This is a genomic window from Desulfotomaculum sp. (assembly GCF_982386235.1).
Genome location: NZ_CEVWQM010000030.1, coordinates 26,253 through 43,604, shown reverse-complemented (window position 1 = coordinate 43,604; position 17,352 = coordinate 26,253). Strand labels below are relative to the sequence as shown.

At 35.1% G+C, this 17,352-nt stretch carries 14 protein-coding genes and 1 pseudogene; 1 reads left to right on the top strand and 14 read right to left on the bottom strand.

The window, feature by feature from the left end; translation table 11 throughout:
• A pseudogene (locus tag AC1U9Z_RS15425) lies at positions 1–254 on the top strand (transposase); the annotation flags it as partial.
• 79 nt (positions 255–333) lie between these two features.
• On the opposite strand, the gene AC1U9Z_RS15420 reads toward AC1U9Z_RS15425, so the two are convergent.
• The 14 genes from AC1U9Z_RS15420 to AC1U9Z_RS15355 form a co-directional block, all read right to left on the bottom strand.
• On the bottom strand, positions 334–1,500 hold the full coding sequence (locus AC1U9Z_RS15420; protein WP_479958240.1) for a nucleotide sugar dehydrogenase: 1,167 nt from the start codon (positions 1,498–1,500) through the stop codon (positions 334–336).
• 105 nt (positions 1,501–1,605) lie between these two features.
• Positions 1,606–3,111 carry a lipopolysaccharide biosynthesis protein gene (locus tag AC1U9Z_RS15415; RefSeq protein ID WP_479958239.1) on the bottom strand — a complete coding sequence of 502 codons (1,506 nt, stop codon included), beginning with the start codon at positions 3,109–3,111 and terminating at the stop codon, positions 1,606–1,608.
• A gap of 78 nt (positions 3,112–3,189) precedes the next feature.
• The gene (locus AC1U9Z_RS15410) at positions 3,190–3,885 is read right to left on the bottom strand and encodes a hypothetical protein (protein WP_479958238.1); all 696 of its coding nucleotides are present in this window, start codon (positions 3,883–3,885) and stop codon (positions 3,190–3,192) included.
• Positions 3,885–5,387: a nucleoside/nucleotide kinase family protein gene (locus AC1U9Z_RS15405; protein WP_479958237.1), complete on the bottom strand. Its 1,503-nt coding sequence runs from the start codon at positions 5,385–5,387 to the stop codon at positions 3,885–3,887. The genes AC1U9Z_RS15410 and AC1U9Z_RS15405 overlap by 1 nt, the downstream gene beginning before the upstream one ends.
• A 45-nt stretch (positions 5,388–5,432) precedes the next feature.
• Positions 5,433–6,746, bottom strand: coding sequence for a hypothetical protein (locus AC1U9Z_RS15400; RefSeq protein ID WP_479958236.1), 1,314 nt, complete (start codon positions 6,744–6,746; stop codon positions 5,433–5,435).
• A gap of 112 nt (positions 6,747–6,858) precedes the next feature.
• Complete coding sequence (locus AC1U9Z_RS15395) at positions 6,859–8,049, bottom strand: glycosyltransferase family 4 protein (RefSeq protein ID WP_479958235.1); 1,191 nt, start codon at positions 8,047–8,049, stop codon at positions 6,859–6,861.
• A 13-nt stretch (positions 8,050–8,062) separates the two neighbouring features.
• On the bottom strand, positions 8,063–9,271 hold the full coding sequence (locus AC1U9Z_RS15390; protein WP_479958234.1) for a glycosyltransferase family 4 protein: 1,209 nt from the start codon (positions 9,269–9,271) through the stop codon (positions 8,063–8,065).
• Positions 9,272–9,364: 93 nt separating this feature from the next.
• Positions 9,365–10,090 carry a GNAT family N-acetyltransferase gene (locus AC1U9Z_RS15385; protein WP_479958233.1) on the bottom strand — a complete coding sequence of 242 codons (726 nt, stop codon included), beginning with the start codon at positions 10,088–10,090 and terminating at the stop codon, positions 9,365–9,367.
• Positions 10,091–10,102: 12 nt separating this feature from the next.
• The gene (locus AC1U9Z_RS15380) at positions 10,103–10,780 is read right to left on the bottom strand and encodes a sugar transferase (RefSeq protein ID WP_479958232.1); all 678 of its coding nucleotides are present in this window, start codon (positions 10,778–10,780) and stop codon (positions 10,103–10,105) included.
• Entirely contained in the window at positions 10,746–11,963 is a 1,218-nt protein-coding gene (locus AC1U9Z_RS15375; RefSeq protein ID WP_479958231.1) for a DegT/DnrJ/EryC1/StrS family aminotransferase, read from the bottom strand. Before AC1U9Z_RS15375 ends, AC1U9Z_RS15380 begins: the two co-directional genes overlap by 35 nt.
• A 648-nt stretch (positions 11,964–12,611) precedes the next feature.
• Entirely contained in the window at positions 12,612–12,971 is a 360-nt protein-coding gene (locus AC1U9Z_RS15370) for a prepilin-type N-terminal cleavage/methylation domain-containing protein (protein ID WP_479958230.1), read from the bottom strand.
• Positions 12,972–13,037: 66 nt separating this feature from the next.
• Positions 13,038–14,048, bottom strand: a complete 1,011-nt coding sequence (locus AC1U9Z_RS15365; RefSeq protein WP_479958229.1) for a virulence RhuM family protein — start codon at positions 14,046–14,048, stop codon at positions 13,038–13,040.
• A gap of 152 nt (positions 14,049–14,200) precedes the next feature.
• A complete protein-coding gene (locus AC1U9Z_RS15360) occupies positions 14,201–16,045 on the bottom strand; it encodes a polysaccharide biosynthesis protein (RefSeq protein WP_479958228.1) in 1,845 nt (614 codons plus the stop codon).
• A gap of 349 nt (positions 16,046–16,394) precedes the next feature.
• On the bottom strand, positions 16,395–17,081 hold the full coding sequence (locus AC1U9Z_RS15355) for a polysaccharide deacetylase family protein (RefSeq protein ID WP_479958227.1): 687 nt from the start codon (positions 17,079–17,081) through the stop codon (positions 16,395–16,397).
• Between the last annotated feature and the right edge of the window lie 271 nt (positions 17,082–17,352).

Here is a 17,352-nt window from a genome sequence, read left to right as displayed (position 1 = left end):
ACGCTTAGAACGGCAAGATGCCAGCGAACGTAACATTGTTGAAGGTAAATTCGGCGAAGGTAAACGACGCTATGGCTTGGCGCATATTATGGCGCACCTGAAAGAGACCGCTGAAAGCGTGATCTGCCTGCAGTTCCTGGTGATGAACTTGGAGCACAGGCTCCGTATCTTTTTGTCCTTTTTTCTGCGACATCTATTTAGGTGTAATCCTACTTTTGGTTAACCAACATTATGGCGGTTTCTATTTTTACTGAAATTAGGTTCAGTTCAGCAAGCCCTACCTAGGCCCGCAGCCGGTATAATTGCTTTACGTACTTTCATGAGCTTGTCCTCCTAATCCCGGCTAAACAAATCTCTAGTATAGACCTTGTCTTCTACGTCCTGTAACTCAATAGTCAACCGATTAGCTACTATCACATCTGATATCCTCTTAAACTCCTCAAAGTCTTTTATAACTCTAGAATTATAGAACTTATCCTCATGAAGAGCTGGCTCGTACACAACAACTTCTATTCCCTTTCCTTTAACACGTTTCATAACACCTTGTATGGCTGACTGTCTAAAATTATCAGAGTCCATTTTCATTGTTAGTCGATAAATACCTACTATTTTAGGGTTTCTCTTTATAATCATTTCGGCTATATGATCTTTTCTTGTTCGGTTTGCATCAACAATTGCTGTCATTATGTTATTAGGGACATCGGCATAATTGGCTAATAGCTGTTTCGTATCTTTTGGAAGACAGTAGCCCCCATAACCAAAAGAAGGGTTGTTATAGTGATTACCTATTCTGGGATCTAACCCAACACCCTCAATAATTTGTTTTGTATCCAGTCCTCTTACTTCTGCGTAGGAATCTAGCTCGTTAAAGAAAGCTACTCTCATAGCTAAGTATGTGTTGGCAAATAGTTTAATTGCTTCTGCTTCAGTAGAGTTTGTAAATAATACAGGTATATCTCTTCTAATAGCCCCCTGCGCCAAAAGTTCCGCAAACCTTTCAGCCCTTTCCGACTGTTCACCTATTATTATTCTTGATGGGTACAAGTTATCATATAAAGCTTTACCTTCCCTTAAAAACTCTGGAGAAAAAATAACATTATCTGTTTCAAATTTCTCTTTTACCTTCTCAGTATAACCTACTGGAACAGTTGATTTAATTATCATTATGGCATCAGGATTAATAGATAATACGCTAGCAATAACAGCTTCTACAGATCTAGTATTAAAATAATTCTTACCTGGATCATAATTAGTTGGTGTAGAAATAACGACATATTCTGCATCTTTAAATGCCTTATAATTGTCTGTGGTTGCTGTTAAGGTTAATTTCTTTGTTGCAAGATATTCTTGAATCTCTTTATCAATAATGGGAGACCTACTATTATTTATCATATCTACTTTTTCCTGAATGATATCAACTGCGATAACTTCATTATGTTGGGCAAGTAATACTGCGTTAGATAAGCCAACATAACCTGTTCCCGCTATAGTTATTTGCATTATTTTTACTCTCCTTCAGCAAAACATGTAAAACAGCCACTAATTTTCTAATTATCCAAACAAATCAAAAGCAGATAATAAACAAACTAAAACTTTATACCAATTCTATGCCTCTACAGAATTTCTTCTTTCAGATTTTTTCGGTACTATTTTATTAACCGTTGTTCTTAGAATTGTGCTTAAAAATTCATTAAAATCAAAAGGCATTAACCTTAATAATAAATATTTAACAGTAATTAAATATATTAATCCTACAACTAAAGTCATTATTAAAATTCTAAACACGGATAAATGAATACCAGAAACCACTAGACTTGCGAAATAACTAATCATACCTACAAAACAACTGACCAATATGATCGGAGCTAAATATCTTATTAGCAGAGTTAACCTCAATCTTATTATATACATTATGAATAAACTCATTATTATATAATTTATCATTATTGCAAACGAAATCGCCACGGCTACACCATTAATCCCCCAATCCGACCCAATATATGCACCAAAAATGACCGTGGCAGCATATACAATTTGAATCCATAGTCTTTTGTATACTGCCCCAACTGAGCGCACCAAAGCATCACATATTTTATAGCCTATTCGAAAAAATAAGCTAATTACTAAAATTTTAAATGGTATAATAGTTTGCCCCCAGGCGCCACCAAGTATAATTGTCACCAAGTCCGCTCCACTTATCAAACAAATAGTCATTATAGGAAATGAGATTATTGCAACTAAAGATGTAATATTTAAATAAACATATGCGAGTTTATCATTTCTACTTTGATACTTCGATAGAAGTGGAAATAATACTTTATCCATTACTGTTCCAATTACATCCGTTGGTATCATTAACAATTGGTAAGCCCTATTATAAAGACCTAACGCAGAGCTTCCTAACATTCTATTTACTACTAAATAATCACCTTGGTTAGCAATATTGTTAAATATTCTGGATAGAGTAAATCCAATACCAAAATACATTAGTGCTTTAGCGGATTTTATATTAAAACGATAAGATATTTTCATAGGAATCTTATATATTAAAAGCAAAGACTTAATAGATGCTTGTGATAACTGCCCAATGACTAGTGACCAAGCTCCATAATTAAGGATGGCAAATAAAGTTGCCGAAAACCCATATATTAATAAGGAAATAACATTTATTACGCCGATATACTTAAAATTCATTTCTTTCTGTAACAGTGACTCTGATACCCCTGAAATACTATTAATAACAAAAACAATTGAAAGAACTTTTAGCATAGTACTGTTTTCTATACCTAAAAAAATAGATATTTTTGTTGAAAACAGAAATATAATACAGTATATAATAATTCCAAAAATAATATTTAAGATATTCCCAGTTGCTATATCATCAGTGGTCAGAACCTTTTTTTGAACTATTGCTGGTCCCACACCCATCATCCAAAAAATATCTGCAAAAGTTATTACTATTTGAATGGCTGCAACAACTCCGAATTCATAAGGGCTAAGTAACCTAGATAAAACTATTATAATTATAGATTTTATGATTATTGTTGCTATGCTGACTAAAGCCATCCAATATACACCAGTGATAGCTTTCTCTTTATAAGACTTACTCATTTAGATACTCCTATTTCTCTAGTTAATAAAAGAGCACCAGCAAGACTGATGTAGTCCGAAAAATCCACCTCCAGTTCTTTAATAATTTGATAATAACTGTTCTTTAATTATGCTATTTAAAAGATTAACATTTTTTTCAATATTATCCAATGAATCTATTCTGTATTGATTACGGCTTGGAATATAGCTTCTGAACATATTAAGATTATCTGATTTAACATATAAGATTCTCCTTAATTCCTCTTGATTTAAATTATCAAATCTACTAATCGAAGATTGTCTTTTTTTAGAACGTTCAATAGTTTTTTCAATTGGAAGTACACAATTAACAATGCATATATTTGGGTAAGAATTTAATAAATATTTGCATGCTCTATTAACTGAATACTCACTTGAAAATCCTTTATTATGTGGAATTGATGTAAAAAATTGAATGAATCCTTCATCCAAAAGAAGTACATCTGTTTTTGTATTTAATACCCTATTAATTTGATAATTTAGTTTTATTAGTCTCATAGCGTATCTTATGCGTTCTATTGAAAATCCCATATTTATTACTAAATTAACTACAATTAAATTGAAGCCAATAGATTTTAATGAAAACAGTGCTTTAATTAACTGTTTAATTTTATTTTCATTTCTTCTCACCTTATAAGATATAACATCTTCAAGTAATTTAATCTTGATACCATCTTGATTTAATTTAATTTTCAATTCATTAACTATAGTTGTTTTCCCACTTGCAGGTAGCCCATTAAATTCAATAAAAACCATTAAATACCACTCCAAATCTTGCGTTTCACCTGCAAAATTACATCATCAAGATTTTGCTCTCCATCAACTTCTACCAATTCAGATTTCTTAAAAACTAGTGTTTTGCAAGCATCTGCCTTTATCTTGATTGCCTCATAATTGGTCTGTTCCTCTGGCTTCCTCTGCATGGAAACTTCAGGACTAATGTTTAGCCTAAATACAAGATCCGGATAAACATCATTAACGATGTTCATAAGTTCTTGTTCTCGACAGGCTAATTTACTAATTATTTTACTTCTTAGTTCCCTTGCATATATTCCTAGTTTTAAACCATCATTCATCCCCTCATGCTGCAGTTGGGGATATCTATCCAGCACACTAAAACCACCATTCATTCTATATCTATGCATTTTTAAAATTTTCTTTTTATTGCTCTTAACAATTGAAAAGATTAATAAAGCATGAACATACTTCTTAATATACTTTTTAGGTGAAGATTTTAGAGAAATAGTTTTAATTTTTTCTGGAGTATTAGTTTTTGTTCGTTTGGAATAAATAAGTGAATAGAGTTTTTTTACAAGGTAGGCAAAAATATTAACCTTGCCATCACCTTCACCCATGTAAAAACGTTTAACCTCTATTTTATAATTAAGCCAAGATGTTATTTCTCTTGTTAATGTGCTTTTTCCACAACCATCCACACCAATAAACGCAATAATCTTACCACCTGAAGGTGTTACTTTTTTAGTAATATAATACTTACCTAATTTTCTACTAAAAAGCTTATTCTTCAAATCTATAACTCGAAGCAACTTACTGTTAATCATGGCTAAGAAAAGATTCATTCTTCTAGAAACTCTTAGTTCTTCTTTAATTATACAATTCAACTGTTTAAATTGCTTACAACGAATTGTAGTAGACTCCATCACAATATTAATTATTCGTTCAGCATTTATTGGGGAGAACATTTGTTTTGCATTTGTTCTAAGCTCATTCTCATTTATTAGCTCTCGTAAATATTTGTATTCTCGTTCCATATCACAAGAAAGCTTATAGAAACCAAAAAAAGATTTAAGATATATTCTGATACCAGATTTTATTACGATTCTGGTCAAAAGCAAAAGAACCTCTACATTTGGGTTAGATACGAAAATTTTAAATTCTTTACTTCTAATAGCTGTTCTAAGGAGTAGTTCTCCCCAGGGTAATATATATTCTTTAACTAAGGATCTTCCACTAGCTAATTGGTAATGTAAATGCAAATGAAATATCTTACCTGTTTCTTCATCAAATGAGATCCAATTAACAACTCCTGGATAAGTACCAATATAATTAGGTTCAAATCTTTTGCAATTATTATTTAAAAGTATTTTTTCGCAATCATTACTTTTCTTATAATCTACTAAAACATCAAAGTCTGAAGTTCCGTTAAAGCTTTCATTGAGATGTTGGTTGCTTTTAAAATGACAATATCTAATGTTATTATCTTCAAAATCTTTAAATACTTTATTTATTATATGCATAAGAACTTTCTCCTTAGTTTGACAACATAAAATTAGCTAAGAAAATTAATGACTCCAATAATACTTATATTTTATGTCTTCCTGCAAGTTACCCTCTGGCTTACGAGGGCAGATTACCAAAACTATACAAGTAATAATAAATCCTCCCGTTAGCATAACTGTAAAGAAAGAACCGTTAATAAACTTGTAAAATATTAATACACATAAAAGAGAAATTATCCTATAATCTAAATTAATTGAACATTTATCAAAAAAACGTAAAGCTACAATTATAAGTACAGGATATAATAACCCTGCCCATCCGAAATTTGCAAATGCATCACCGACCATTCCTGTATTTGCATTATTCTCGACATTATTGAAATAATTATAGCCTATCAAGCGAGCAATCGGTATTGGATATGGTGAGCTTACTTCAAACCATCTTAAGAAACTTTGTCTTAGAAAATCTAATTCATTTATAGAAAAGAAATCAAAGTAATTAGCACCAATAATGGGAGGAGTAAATAATACCCTTCTATGAATATATTTAGCAATAAAGGAGTTTCCATCCCCTATAAATAATTCTAAAATTGAAAGAAGATTTAATCCTAAAAATGCAGGTAATATCCATTGTAATCTTTCTTTTTTATAAAACTTTGCAATCAAAAGAACAATAAAAATAGTAAACAAAACAGACTTTTTCCCATTAAAAGAAAAGCTTAATAATTGAACCAATAATAGTATGACTGCTGCTCCTCTTTGTTTATTTACAATAAAATACATGGTACCTAAAGGCAGAATAATATACGAGGCATTCAATAAATACTGAATAACTGTTGAAACACTATATTCTCTCGCAGCAAAACGTAATTCATATACATTTTGCAAGCTCAAATTAATATGAAAATTTGTATACATGCCCGATAAGAACAAAATACACGTGGCAAATCCTGCGATTATTACAGTAAATATTATTGACTTCCCTCTAAATTGTATTGAAAGGCCTTTAACATTCGGTAACAGCAGTTGTGCCGATACCAAAACGACCCAGTAAAGTGAAAAAAATGCAAAAAAGGAATTATCAAGATTACCCAGCGCATAAACTGTACACCCAGGTATAAAATAAACTAAGCTTAGAAGTAGAATAATCATACTCGAACCATTACCTTTGCGCAGCAGAGCAATCAAAGGTTTAATCATAGCTAAAATAAGAACTAGCGTTACCAAATACTTGCCATAAAGAAACTGCATGTTTAAACTAAAAAAATAACCATAGTTGGGAATGAAAATATAAGCATAAATAAAGTCTAGCGATAGTTTATATAATACAATAACCCCAAAAAACAATAGTCCATTTCTTGTAATAACTGTGTTCATTGTACTTTTACCTCATCGTTTTGCCATTTTTAAGCGATGATGCCTAACTTACTTATGTCGGTTAACGGAAAATTAATTCCAAGTCTCTCCTAGAAGCTTTGGAAACCAAGGGCTAGTAAACAGGTCTATGTTTGCTTTTTTTAGCTTCCAAGTAAATATATTTATAATCTGTAACTATGTTATCCCACTTATAGTGAATAGAGTAATCGGTACATCGTTTTGACATATCTGATAAGTAGCTAGTTACTAATAATATTGCATCAGCTACACTCACAGGATTTCTCGGATCTATCGCTATTCCTACCTCTCCATTGCTATAAAACCCATCTATCCCCTGTCTTCGTGAATAGATAACTGGTAGCCCTTGTGTCATTGCCTCAACATAAGCAATACCAAAAGTCTCGGTAAATGAGGGAAGTACAAAAACGTCAGCCGAACGATAAAAAGATAGAATTTTTTGCCTATCCTTTATAAAACCGTGAAACTTTACATATTTTTCGAGGTTTTTCTCTTTACACAGCAATTCAAGAGTTTTTCTGCCTTTTCCATCCCCTACTATATCTAATCTTACATCATATCCTCTGTTCTTTAAATTTTCTATAGCTAATAAAGTACACTTATGATTTTTTCTAGGTATGAGTGAGCCTACTTGTACGAGTCTGATAGTAGGCAAACTATTAGACTTCTTTAAATATAAATTCTCTATCCAAAAATCGTCTACTCCATTAGGCATTACGATAACTTTTTCTGTAACCTTACCTCTAATTGTTTTGTCTTTAATTCCTTGTAAAAGTTTTTCCTTTATTATTGGATTGATGCATATAACTTTCGAAGCTGAATCTAATATTCTGTTCATAAAGTTTTTAGTATGAATAAAATATTTCATAAAATATTCTGTATCCGTAGTTCTTACAGAAACAATATAAGGAATGTCATATTGTTTATGTAGAAGGTATGCTACTCCGCCATCCGAAAAAAGATGATGCGCATGTATTAAATTATATTGATTTTTGGCATGTATTCTTCTAACATGGTTACAATATTTTTTAATCTTAGAGAAGTAAAAAAGCCTGTCAAGTTGGGTTTTGATAGGACTTAATTTTACATCTATATAGTCGCTATAATTTGAAACACCTTCTATCTCTTCTTGAGTATATTCTGTAGGACAATAAGGAATAAAAACTGTTTGATACTTTATTCCAACTTCAAATAGTTTATCAAAAAAAATTTGATAAAATTTATCTTTAATCCCTGCAACACAAATATGTAATAATCTTACATTCTCATTCGAATTACAAAGCATTATTTTGTCTCCTTCAGCACTCTTTAACACCTCTGAACAAATCTATTATATCCTTATACGTTTTCTCTCTATCAAATTTTAATTCAGCTAGTATTCGTGAGTTTACTCCTAATTCCAATCTTTTTTTATAATCCAGATAAAGAATTTCAATTTTATTAGCTAGATCCATTGAATCTTCTGGTGTATAGTTTAAACCACATTTATGAGTTTCAATTAGAGACATCATTTCTTTACATAAGCTGCCATTCAAGACAGGCAGTCCAGCTGAAAAGTAATCTCCAACTTTATTTATAATACTTTGAGCAGCGTTTTTCTTAATTGCATTAATTGCTACATCAGATTTTGCTAAATAAGCAGCCATTTCCCCATATTCTTTATAACCCAAAAAATCAACATTTATATTAATGCTTCTTGCATATTGCCTAAGCTTCTCTTCGCTTGGACCCCTACCTAAAATTTTTAGCTTAATATTTTTATACCCTTTAGCTTGCAAAATTTTATACGATGAAATCAATGTTTCAATATCATAACTTATACCTAAAGTCCCTATATAAATAATCCAGAATTCATTATCAGGTTTTATAACAAGATCTAAATTTTCTTTTTTCCCCCTATCAAATTCTTTCATGAAAGTACCAATATACACATAAATATTTGAGGTTGAAATTTGATTAACACTTTGTGCCCTCTCCATATATTCACGTGAGACAGCAACAATTTTATTTGCCATAGAATAAACTTTATTAGCCTGCAGTCTCATTGGTAAAAATAAAATGTCATTAATCAATGGAATATTAACCACAAGTTTCATAGCTTCTGGCCATAAGTCTTGTACATCAATTACACATTTAATATTGTTTTTAGCCATGTATCCCTTTAGATATAATACCGGTTCATGAGTGGGTACACTAAAATAGATAATGTCTGGTTTTTCATTACAGTTTTCCAAATAAATATATAGATTTTTTGCAAAACGTCTTTGACTTAGAAGTCGAAGTAGACTTACATTTTTTTTATAACCTAACTCATCTAATAGAACAATCCTATAGGCTGCAGTTATGTCTTTGCTATCTCTAAAAGATTTATTGTAATGGTTAAATTTACTAGTAATAAGTGTTACATCATGACCATTTTGGGAAAATATATCACATAAATATCTAAACCGGTTATAGCCAGGCTCACCTGGTAAAGTCGTATGCTCTGCAACAACATAGATTCTCATAATTTCTAATTCCTTTTTAAGTGTAATAATAAACTTAGCTATATCCTGTCTTTTTATTAAGTATAAAAATTATTGACAGATGTCCTATACAAATTAACTATTCCATAGATGATAAACTTGATGGCACCCAACTTGTTTACATCCAACTTTATAATAAAAATTAATAGCACTCAGATTCCTAATTTGGGTGCCAACTTTAATTTCATTAATCCCCTGTTGAAAGGCAACATGTTCTACTGCTTTAAATAGGTTAGTACCTATTCCACCTTTAGTTTCATTGGGTGACACAGCAACAAGTTCAATTATACATACACTATCTGAGTATGAAAAAAGTAAGAAACCATTTATATTACCATTACCATTTTTAGATAATGCGTAGAATTTATCCTGCTTATCAAAAGCATTCATAATCCATTGACGGTAAACTTGATTTCCACCTCGCTTAGCTAATTCAGGATCCTCTGTAAACTTAGAGAACTGAAAATCAGCCAATCCAAGTATTTGGTCATTTCTTTTTAGAGAATGGTGGACTGTTACATTTTTGGGTATCTCGTAAAAGTCTGCGATTTTCTTAAGAAGCTGAATATTAACATCTGCTAAGAATGCAGATGTATCTTTCCCTATTAATTGGGAATTAACTGGATTGGAATTTTGATTCACGATAGAAATAAATTGATAATGAAGAAATTTAAGCTTTAGTGCATCCCATTCCTTTGATGTCAATGGTCTATGCAACACGGCCCTTGCACTAGTGACCCCAAAAAAGTGTGTATCCCAAATCAATTCCGTAAAAGTAACTGCATCCTCTATATGTTTCATAAAATTTTGTACCTACATTCCTATTCTAGTTATATTAGCCGATTTTGAACTCTTATCAGTTATATAAACATCTTCACGTTTTAATACTGTTTCTGCTGTTTTAAAAAAAATTTTTAAATCAAGCCATAGGGTCAAGTGGTCAATGTAGTAAATATCATTTTTGATTCGTTCTTTCCAAGGTACAGTATTCCTAAAATAAGCTTGATTATAGCCTGTAACACCCGGTCTAATTTCTAGCTTTCTTTTTTCATTCCCCTCATATAAATGCAGATGTTCAGGCAAATCAGGTCTTGGTCCAATAATACTCATATCCCCTTTGATAATATTTAATAGTTGTGGAGTTTCATCTAGACTCGTTTTTCGAATAAACTTCCCAATCTTAGTTAATCTAGGATCGTCTTCTGCATTAAAAGTTGACCCATCTTCATTTCTCAAGTCAGGAGCATTCATTTTCATTGAGCGGAGTTTATACATTTTAAATATTTTTCCACCCTTACCAAGTCGGGGTGCGTTATAAAAAATTGATTCTTTATCTTGAAAATAAATTACTGGACCGATTATTGCTAGAATTATTACCCAAAATGGTAGTGCTACTAAAGATAATGTCAGATCAAATACCCTTTTAAAGTAATTCCTATACATTTTGTTTTCCACCTTAAACTTCACTAATAATCCTTTTAAAGCTTTCAATTACATACTCTGCATCCTCATCAGTCAATAAGGTATTAAGTGGGAGTGTAATTTCATTCTCATACATACCAAAAGCATTCGGATAATATTCAATATAAAATCCCAAATTTTTATAAGCTGTAAACATAGGTAGTGGTTTGTAATGAACGTTACTTGATACACCCAGCTCAGCTAGCTTAATGATCACTTCATTTCTTTGAGTTTCCCCTATTCCAGGTATCCTAGCAAAATAAAGATGCCCAGAAGATGTAAAATTCTCACCATAATGCTGCAAACTTAAAATACCTAACGGTAAAAGTGCTTGATCGTACATCTCAATAATCTCTCTACGTCTATTCAATAAAATCTTATATCTACTTAGCTGTATTAACCCAATTCCAGCCATAATATCAGTCATATTGCATTTATAACCCGGATATATGATGTCATATTCCCATGCACCTTTTTGATCTTTGGCTAATGCATCTTTAGACTGACCATGAAGTGAATAAAGCATATACTCTTTATAAAGCCACTCATCGTCTAATCCAATATCACCACGCCAAACAACAGCACCACCTTCGGCTGTGGTTATATTCTTGACTGCATGGAAAGAAAAACAAGTAAAGTCTGCTGCTTGCCCACATTTAATACCTTTTCTCTCAGCACCAAAAGCATGGGCAGCATCGGCTATTACAATTACTCTATTAAATAGCTCTTGAAGTTCGTTATTTACCTTAAAGAGCTCTCTTTTACTTTCAACCACCTCATAAATGGCATCGTAATCACACATTTTCCCAGCTATATCAACTGGAATAATTGCTTTTGTCTTTTCAGTAATCGCATCAGCTAGTTTTAAATAATCCATTTCATAAGAACCCGGAGCTGTATCAACTAGTACAATTTTTGCTCCAACGTGATGTATTATTGAAGCTGATGCTGTGTAGGTATATGCAGAGGTAATAACCTCATCCCCAGCCCCTATCCCTAGAATACGAAGAGTCAGCTCCATAGCTGCTGTTGCTGAACTTAGGCAAACAGCTTTATTTGTTCCAACATACTCGGCTATTCTTTTTTCAAATTCTTTTGTTCTAGATCCAGTTGTAATCCAACCTGACTTCATAACTTTTATAACTTCTTCTATCTCAGCATCTGTAATATCTGGCGGAGAAAATGGTATATTCCTTACTCTTATGTCTTCCATTGCCTAAGACTTCCTTCCTTGATATAATTACCATGTTTAGTCAGTTAGTACTTAATTGGATTTAAACAGTTTTCAACCAACTACTAACCCACTAAATTACATCTACGGTATATACCTACGTCACGAATCTCAATACAATCCTATGAACTTAACCAACATCAAACTAGCATCCTTACCCGAGTTTCTTCCTATTAAATACGCCATTCAATCAACGCTAATTTCCCCTCATAACCACCGGAACCCTTGCCCTGCCTGGCCCCCAGCGTTTTATCTATAGTAAATACCCAACACCTCAACGCCATTCAATATTTCTCCATATTTTAGGTTACCAAAAAGCCTGTCAAATCAACGTTTTCAAAATCCAAAATACACGATTTTAGCCATTTTATCTTTATATACTAACAAAACGGTACTATGTCATATAGATAAAACCCATATATTGTATATTTTTATGATTTTTCGCTGATTTCAACACAATATATAGCGGTTATCTCTTAGCCATTCTGACTTCCGCTTTACCATTTAATATTTTAGTATTTATGCAACATATTGTATGCCCCTTTTATTCAACCACAATATATGGTGAACATGCATATTCTTTTATCTCTCACGCATACTCATGCTCCAATTCGCCATTCAAATCACAAATCACAAATACGGCACATCCCCTTCATTACCACCATCCTCTTTTTCATCCCGGGGATGAGCATTACACTCAACCCTACCATTCACATAACTAACGTCACCCTGTTTAGGGCATACCCTTTTACCATATCCCTTCACAAATTCATCAAACCTTGCTTCCTTATGTTCTACACCATCCATAACTAAATAAGCCTGATACTCCCCCTCCAACCGCAAACAATTAACATTACAGATTTTCCCCTTAGCCTTTTCCATATAGCCAAAGTATAAAGAAACTGCTATCGAGCACAATATGCCCAACATAGCACACACTACCAATATTTCGATCAAACTAAAACCACTATGATAAATTTGCTTATCCATACTTTTCATGCCCACCCAGACCACCTTTTGATACCATACAACTTGAGCAAATTAATTCCGTTGGCATTATCCTTTGCCCTTTTCTAGCTTCTTTTGAGTACTTTTCAAATGTTCTATGAAATCCCTCTCTGCCAGCGTTAATTGATCTTTACTTCTTTCTTTATACCTCTCATATTCTAGTTCAGCTTTCAATTTAGCTTGCTCATGACTGATTTTGCCAGCATGATCCAACAGTTCACTTCCACTCATCTTTATAAAATCATCTAGTCTTTCTATCCAATCCTTCATATACATTGGTCTTTGCCTAATTGCTTGGAGCTCAGCAAATTCTAAATATGCTGTTACTAATCTATTTAAAATCTTAATCTCGCTTTCATTTAAATAATTCTTGGCGATGGAGGCATCAGATTTCCGCAAACTCTTACCATCAAACGATGTCATTCCCATGAAGTCCTTGTCTGCATCAGAACGCAAAAAAACAATTTCTGCAGCCGTGTGGCCGTGGGCTGCATAGTGCATTTTATTTTGTACTATTTTAAAAAACTCTACTGATTCCGATGCTCTAGGGTCGTAATCAATACTGGTTGCATAAATATCAAGTATTTGCCGATAAAAAACTTTCTCACTTGAACGAATATCTCTAATACGTTCTAGAAGTTCCTGAAAATAATTGCCCCCTCCTGCTCTCTTAAGGAGGTCATCATTCATGGCAAAACCTTTTACAATATATTCTTTAATTTTTTGACTTGCCCAAATCCTAAATTGTGTGCCCCGATGTGATTTTACTCGATATCCTACTGAAATAATAACATCTAAATTATAGGTTTTGGTCTGCCTTTTAACTAATCTTTTACCTTCTTGGCGAACTTGTAAGGATTCTTTACAAGTTGAGTTTTCGTTTAGTTCACCTTCTTCATATATGTTTTTTATGTGTATAGTAATATTTTGGGGTGATGTCTTGAATAGTTCAGCCATTTGGGCTTGTGTAAGCCATACAGTCTCATCTTCCATTCTAACTTCTATGCGGGTCTGCCCATCATCTGTTTGATACATTAGGATTTCTGTGTTATTTCCCATACTATACCTTCACTCCTTATATCATTATAGATGATGGTTTATATCTATCACATTATGGTCTTATTCATATCACATACTAATGGTCGTACTATTGTCTAGTAGTACATTTCATTGGCACCCCTCACCCAAATCCGGTGTGTCCGCCCCCCAACCTACGCCGTCTCCTCCCGCACATACAACACCAACTCCGGCATCAACTTCACCAGCCGCCCAAACACCTCTGCCTTATCAGTCACTTCCCTCTTCTCTAGCCTCAGCAGCTCCTCCACCAACATCGCTTCATCAATCTCCACCGGCTTCGCCGAAAAGATGCGCTTATGCTTCGTACTGCCAATCCCCTCTTCATCCGTCAAAAGCTCCTCAAACAGCTTCTCCCCCGGCCGAATCCCAGTAAACCTAATCTCAATATCCCGCCCCGGCTCAAAGCCAGAAAGCTTAATCAAATTCTCCGCCAGATCCACAATCTTAACCGGCTCACCCATATCCAACAAAAATACTTCCCCACCCTCAGCCAAAGCTCCAGCCTGGATCACCAGTTGAACTGCTTCGGGGATGGTCATAAAATAGCGAGTCATCTCCGGGTGGGTTACCGTAACTGGACCACCCCTGGCGATTTGATCCTTAAAGATAGGCACCACACTACCACGACTTCCCAGAACATTCCCAAAACGAACCGCGGCAAACTTCGTCTCAGAACCAACAAACAAGTTCTGAATAACCAGCTCAGCCATTCTCTTGGTAGCCCCCATCACACTGGAGGGGTTGACAGCCTTATCGGTGGAAATCAGCACAAATCTTTCACAACCAACTCGATCTGCCATTTCAGCCACGTTTTTGGTACCAAAAATATTGGTTTTCACGGCCTCATCTGGGTGCATTTCCATCAGTGGCACATGCTTATGGGCCGCCGCATGGAAAACCACCTGGGGCCTATGCTTTTCAAAGGTGATTTGCAGTTTAAAGCGATCCCTCACATCGGCGATCTCTACTTCCAGGGGTACCAAGGGGAACTTGTCCCGTAGCTCTAACCATATTTTATGGATACTGTTTTCCCCATGACCCAGCAGGATCAGCTTGGTAGGGTCCATTTGGGCGATTTGGCGGCATAATTCGGAGCCGATGGAACCGCCGGCGCCGGTTACCAGGACCACTTTGTCTTTTATGTATTGGGATATTTGCCCCAGATCCACTTGTATCGGTTCCCTTCCCAATAGGTCTTCGATTTCCACTGGTCTGATTTTATTAATGGAAACGTCTCCGTCTAGGATTTGGTATACACCGGGCAGTATTTTTACCGCCCCAACGGAATCCTTGGAGAACTCAATAATCTCACGAATTGCTTGGCCGGAAACCGACGGCATGGCAATGATAATTTCATCAATTTTATAGTGGTCAACCAAGGAAGGAATGCTTTCTCTGCCCCCCAGCACCGGGAGACCATAAATACTTAGGTTGTGTTTATTGACATCATCGTCGATAAAACCGATCACCTGTTGGTTGCCATTGTAGTGGTTGTAATATTCCTTGGCCACCAGCGCACCGGCGGAACCTGCTCCATAGATTAGTATTTTTTTGTTGGCATGGGTGTGGGTGCATTTTCTTTTACCTTGCCTTTCCACGTAAAGCCGCCAGGCCATCCTGGAACCGCCGATAAATAGGATTGAATAGGTCCAAACTGAAAGAAACATTGCTTTTGAGTGAGGTGTTTCAAGGACATAAGTAAGGAGAAGCAAGGCTATTACCCCCAGGGTAACAGACCGTACAATAATGACCAGTTCTTTTATGCTGGCATAGGCCCAAACACGATGATATAGTTTGGAAGCACTAAATATAGTCAATATGCAAAGGGTTGCCGTTAAGGAATACTGAAAAAGACCCTGCAGACTAGACCGAGGAATCTCTCCGTGGAAATAGATAAAACAGGGGAGATAGATGGCTAGATTTATTAGAATTGCATCACATAACATCAATAAAGGTATTCTAAATTTGTTACGCATGGTATACCACCGTTTCAAGACATTTTAACCGTTTTGCTTAGGACTATTTACCTATGAAGAGGGTGTAAAAAAACCACCTTTGATAAAAGTAGTTGTGACAAGATTTAACTTTAAACCGGGTCTCTTGCCACCATAAGGATACCCTATGAAATTTGCTTAGTACTACGTATATAGAAACTTTAGTGTAATAATTTTACATCCCTTGCAATATTTCCTGCTTTGACGACAAAAAATTCTTTCGACATTTTTCACGAGATGGAAAGCAGAAAGTTGGAAAGTTGGACAGGGGTAAATGCACCTCCTACCAACTAACCAACTTTCTGCTTTCTACTTTAAGTTTTCCAACCAACTAGTACTTATGCAATTCTTCGATAAACCGTTCATTACTATAGCGGCCAGTAACCCGGACACGGTGGATTTTGAAGGGGTTGGAGTCTGGTTTGGCTAAACCAAGTTCGGTGGTGACGGCGGCGCGGTAGCCGGCTTGTTGGGTGAGTTGGGCCACCTGGTCGTTGTAGCTGCCGTAGGGGTAGGCAAAGACTTCCACTGGTTTTTTAAGTCCATACTCCAGGGCTCGCTTAGATTCTTCGATTTGGTATTTTGCTGCTTCTGGTGTTATCTTGGCCAGGTGTGGGTGATCCACTGTGTGAGCACCGATGATGAAACCGGCTTGGTCTAGTTCTTTGATTTCCTGCCAGTTCATAATTTTATTTTCGGGCTGGAGTTTCTTTTCTACGTCAAAAAAGTTGGTATTGCCGATGGCTTTGGAGACCACAAAGATGGTGCCGGTATAGCCATATTTCTTCATAATGGGGTAGGCGAAGTCATGGTTGTCCTTGTAGCCATCGTCAAAGGTGATGACAATTGGTTTGGACGGAAGTTCCTTGCCCCTTTGGTAGTGATCCAGGACATCGGTCAGGGAAACGGTTTGGTAGCCGTTTTTCTTTAGGTATTTCATCTGCCACTCAAATTTACCCGGAGGTACTCGGAGGCCTAAACCACCGGTGCGGGGGTCTGGGTTGACTTTGTGGTACATTAGTACGGGAATACCCTGCATTGGGGGGTATTTAGCATCGGAGGGTATGACTCTGGTTTGGTGTTGGTACCAGGCCAGTGTTATTACGATAACTAGTAGAATAACTAGGATGAGTTTGTTTGGTTTGATTATGGGTGTGCACCTCCGAATTGGCCATGGGCCGTGGGTCGTGGGCCATGGGCTTTTTTTGTATGTTTTGCTTTGGGGTCTTTGGGTGGTTCTTGCACCGGGAGCCAGGCACCTCAGGATGCTGGGCTTTGTAAGAGGTGCC

Coding starts and splice junctions, on each gene's coding strand:
- AC1U9Z_RS15355 (WP_479958227.1), bottom strand. CDS start 17,081: ATGTACCACAAAGTCAACCCAGACCCCCGCACCGGTGGTTTAGGCCTC.
- AC1U9Z_RS15415 (WP_479958239.1), bottom strand. CDS start 3,111: ATGAGTAAGTCTTATAAAGAGAAAGCTATCACTGGTGTATATTGGATG.
- AC1U9Z_RS15385 (WP_479958233.1), bottom strand. CDS start 10,090: ATGAAACATATAGAGGATGCAGTTACTTTTACGGAATTGATTTGGGAT.
- AC1U9Z_RS15375 (WP_479958231.1), bottom strand. CDS start 11,963: ATGGAAGACATAAGAGTAAGGAATATACCATTTTCTCCGCCAGATATT.
- AC1U9Z_RS15420 (WP_479958240.1), bottom strand. CDS start 1,500: ATGCAAATAACTATAGCGGGAACAGGTTATGTTGGCTTATCTAACGCA.
- AC1U9Z_RS15405 (WP_479958237.1), bottom strand. CDS start 5,387: ATGCATATAATAAATAAAGTATTTAAAGATTTTGAAGATAATAACATT.
- AC1U9Z_RS15360 (WP_479958228.1), bottom strand. CDS start 16,045: ATGCGTAACAAATTTAGAATACCTTTATTGATGTTATGTGATGCAATT.
- AC1U9Z_RS15395 (WP_479958235.1), bottom strand. CDS start 8,049: ATGCTTTGTAATTCGAATGAGAATGTAAGATTATTACATATTTGTGTT.
- AC1U9Z_RS15410 (WP_479958238.1), bottom strand. CDS start 3,885: ATGGTTTTTATTGAATTTAATGGGCTACCTGCAAGTGGGAAAACAACT.
- AC1U9Z_RS15365 (WP_479958229.1), bottom strand. CDS start 14,048: ATGGGAAATAACACAGAAATCCTAATGTATCAAACAGATGATGGGCAG.
- AC1U9Z_RS15370 (WP_479958230.1), bottom strand. CDS start 12,971: ATGGATAAGCAAATTTATCATAGTGGTTTTAGTTTGATCGAAATATTG.
- AC1U9Z_RS15390 (WP_479958234.1), bottom strand. CDS start 9,271: ATGAGAATCTATGTTGTTGCAGAGCATACGACTTTACCAGGTGAGCCT.
- AC1U9Z_RS15400 (WP_479958236.1), bottom strand. CDS start 6,746: ATGAACACAGTTATTACAAGAAATGGACTATTGTTTTTTGGGGTTATT.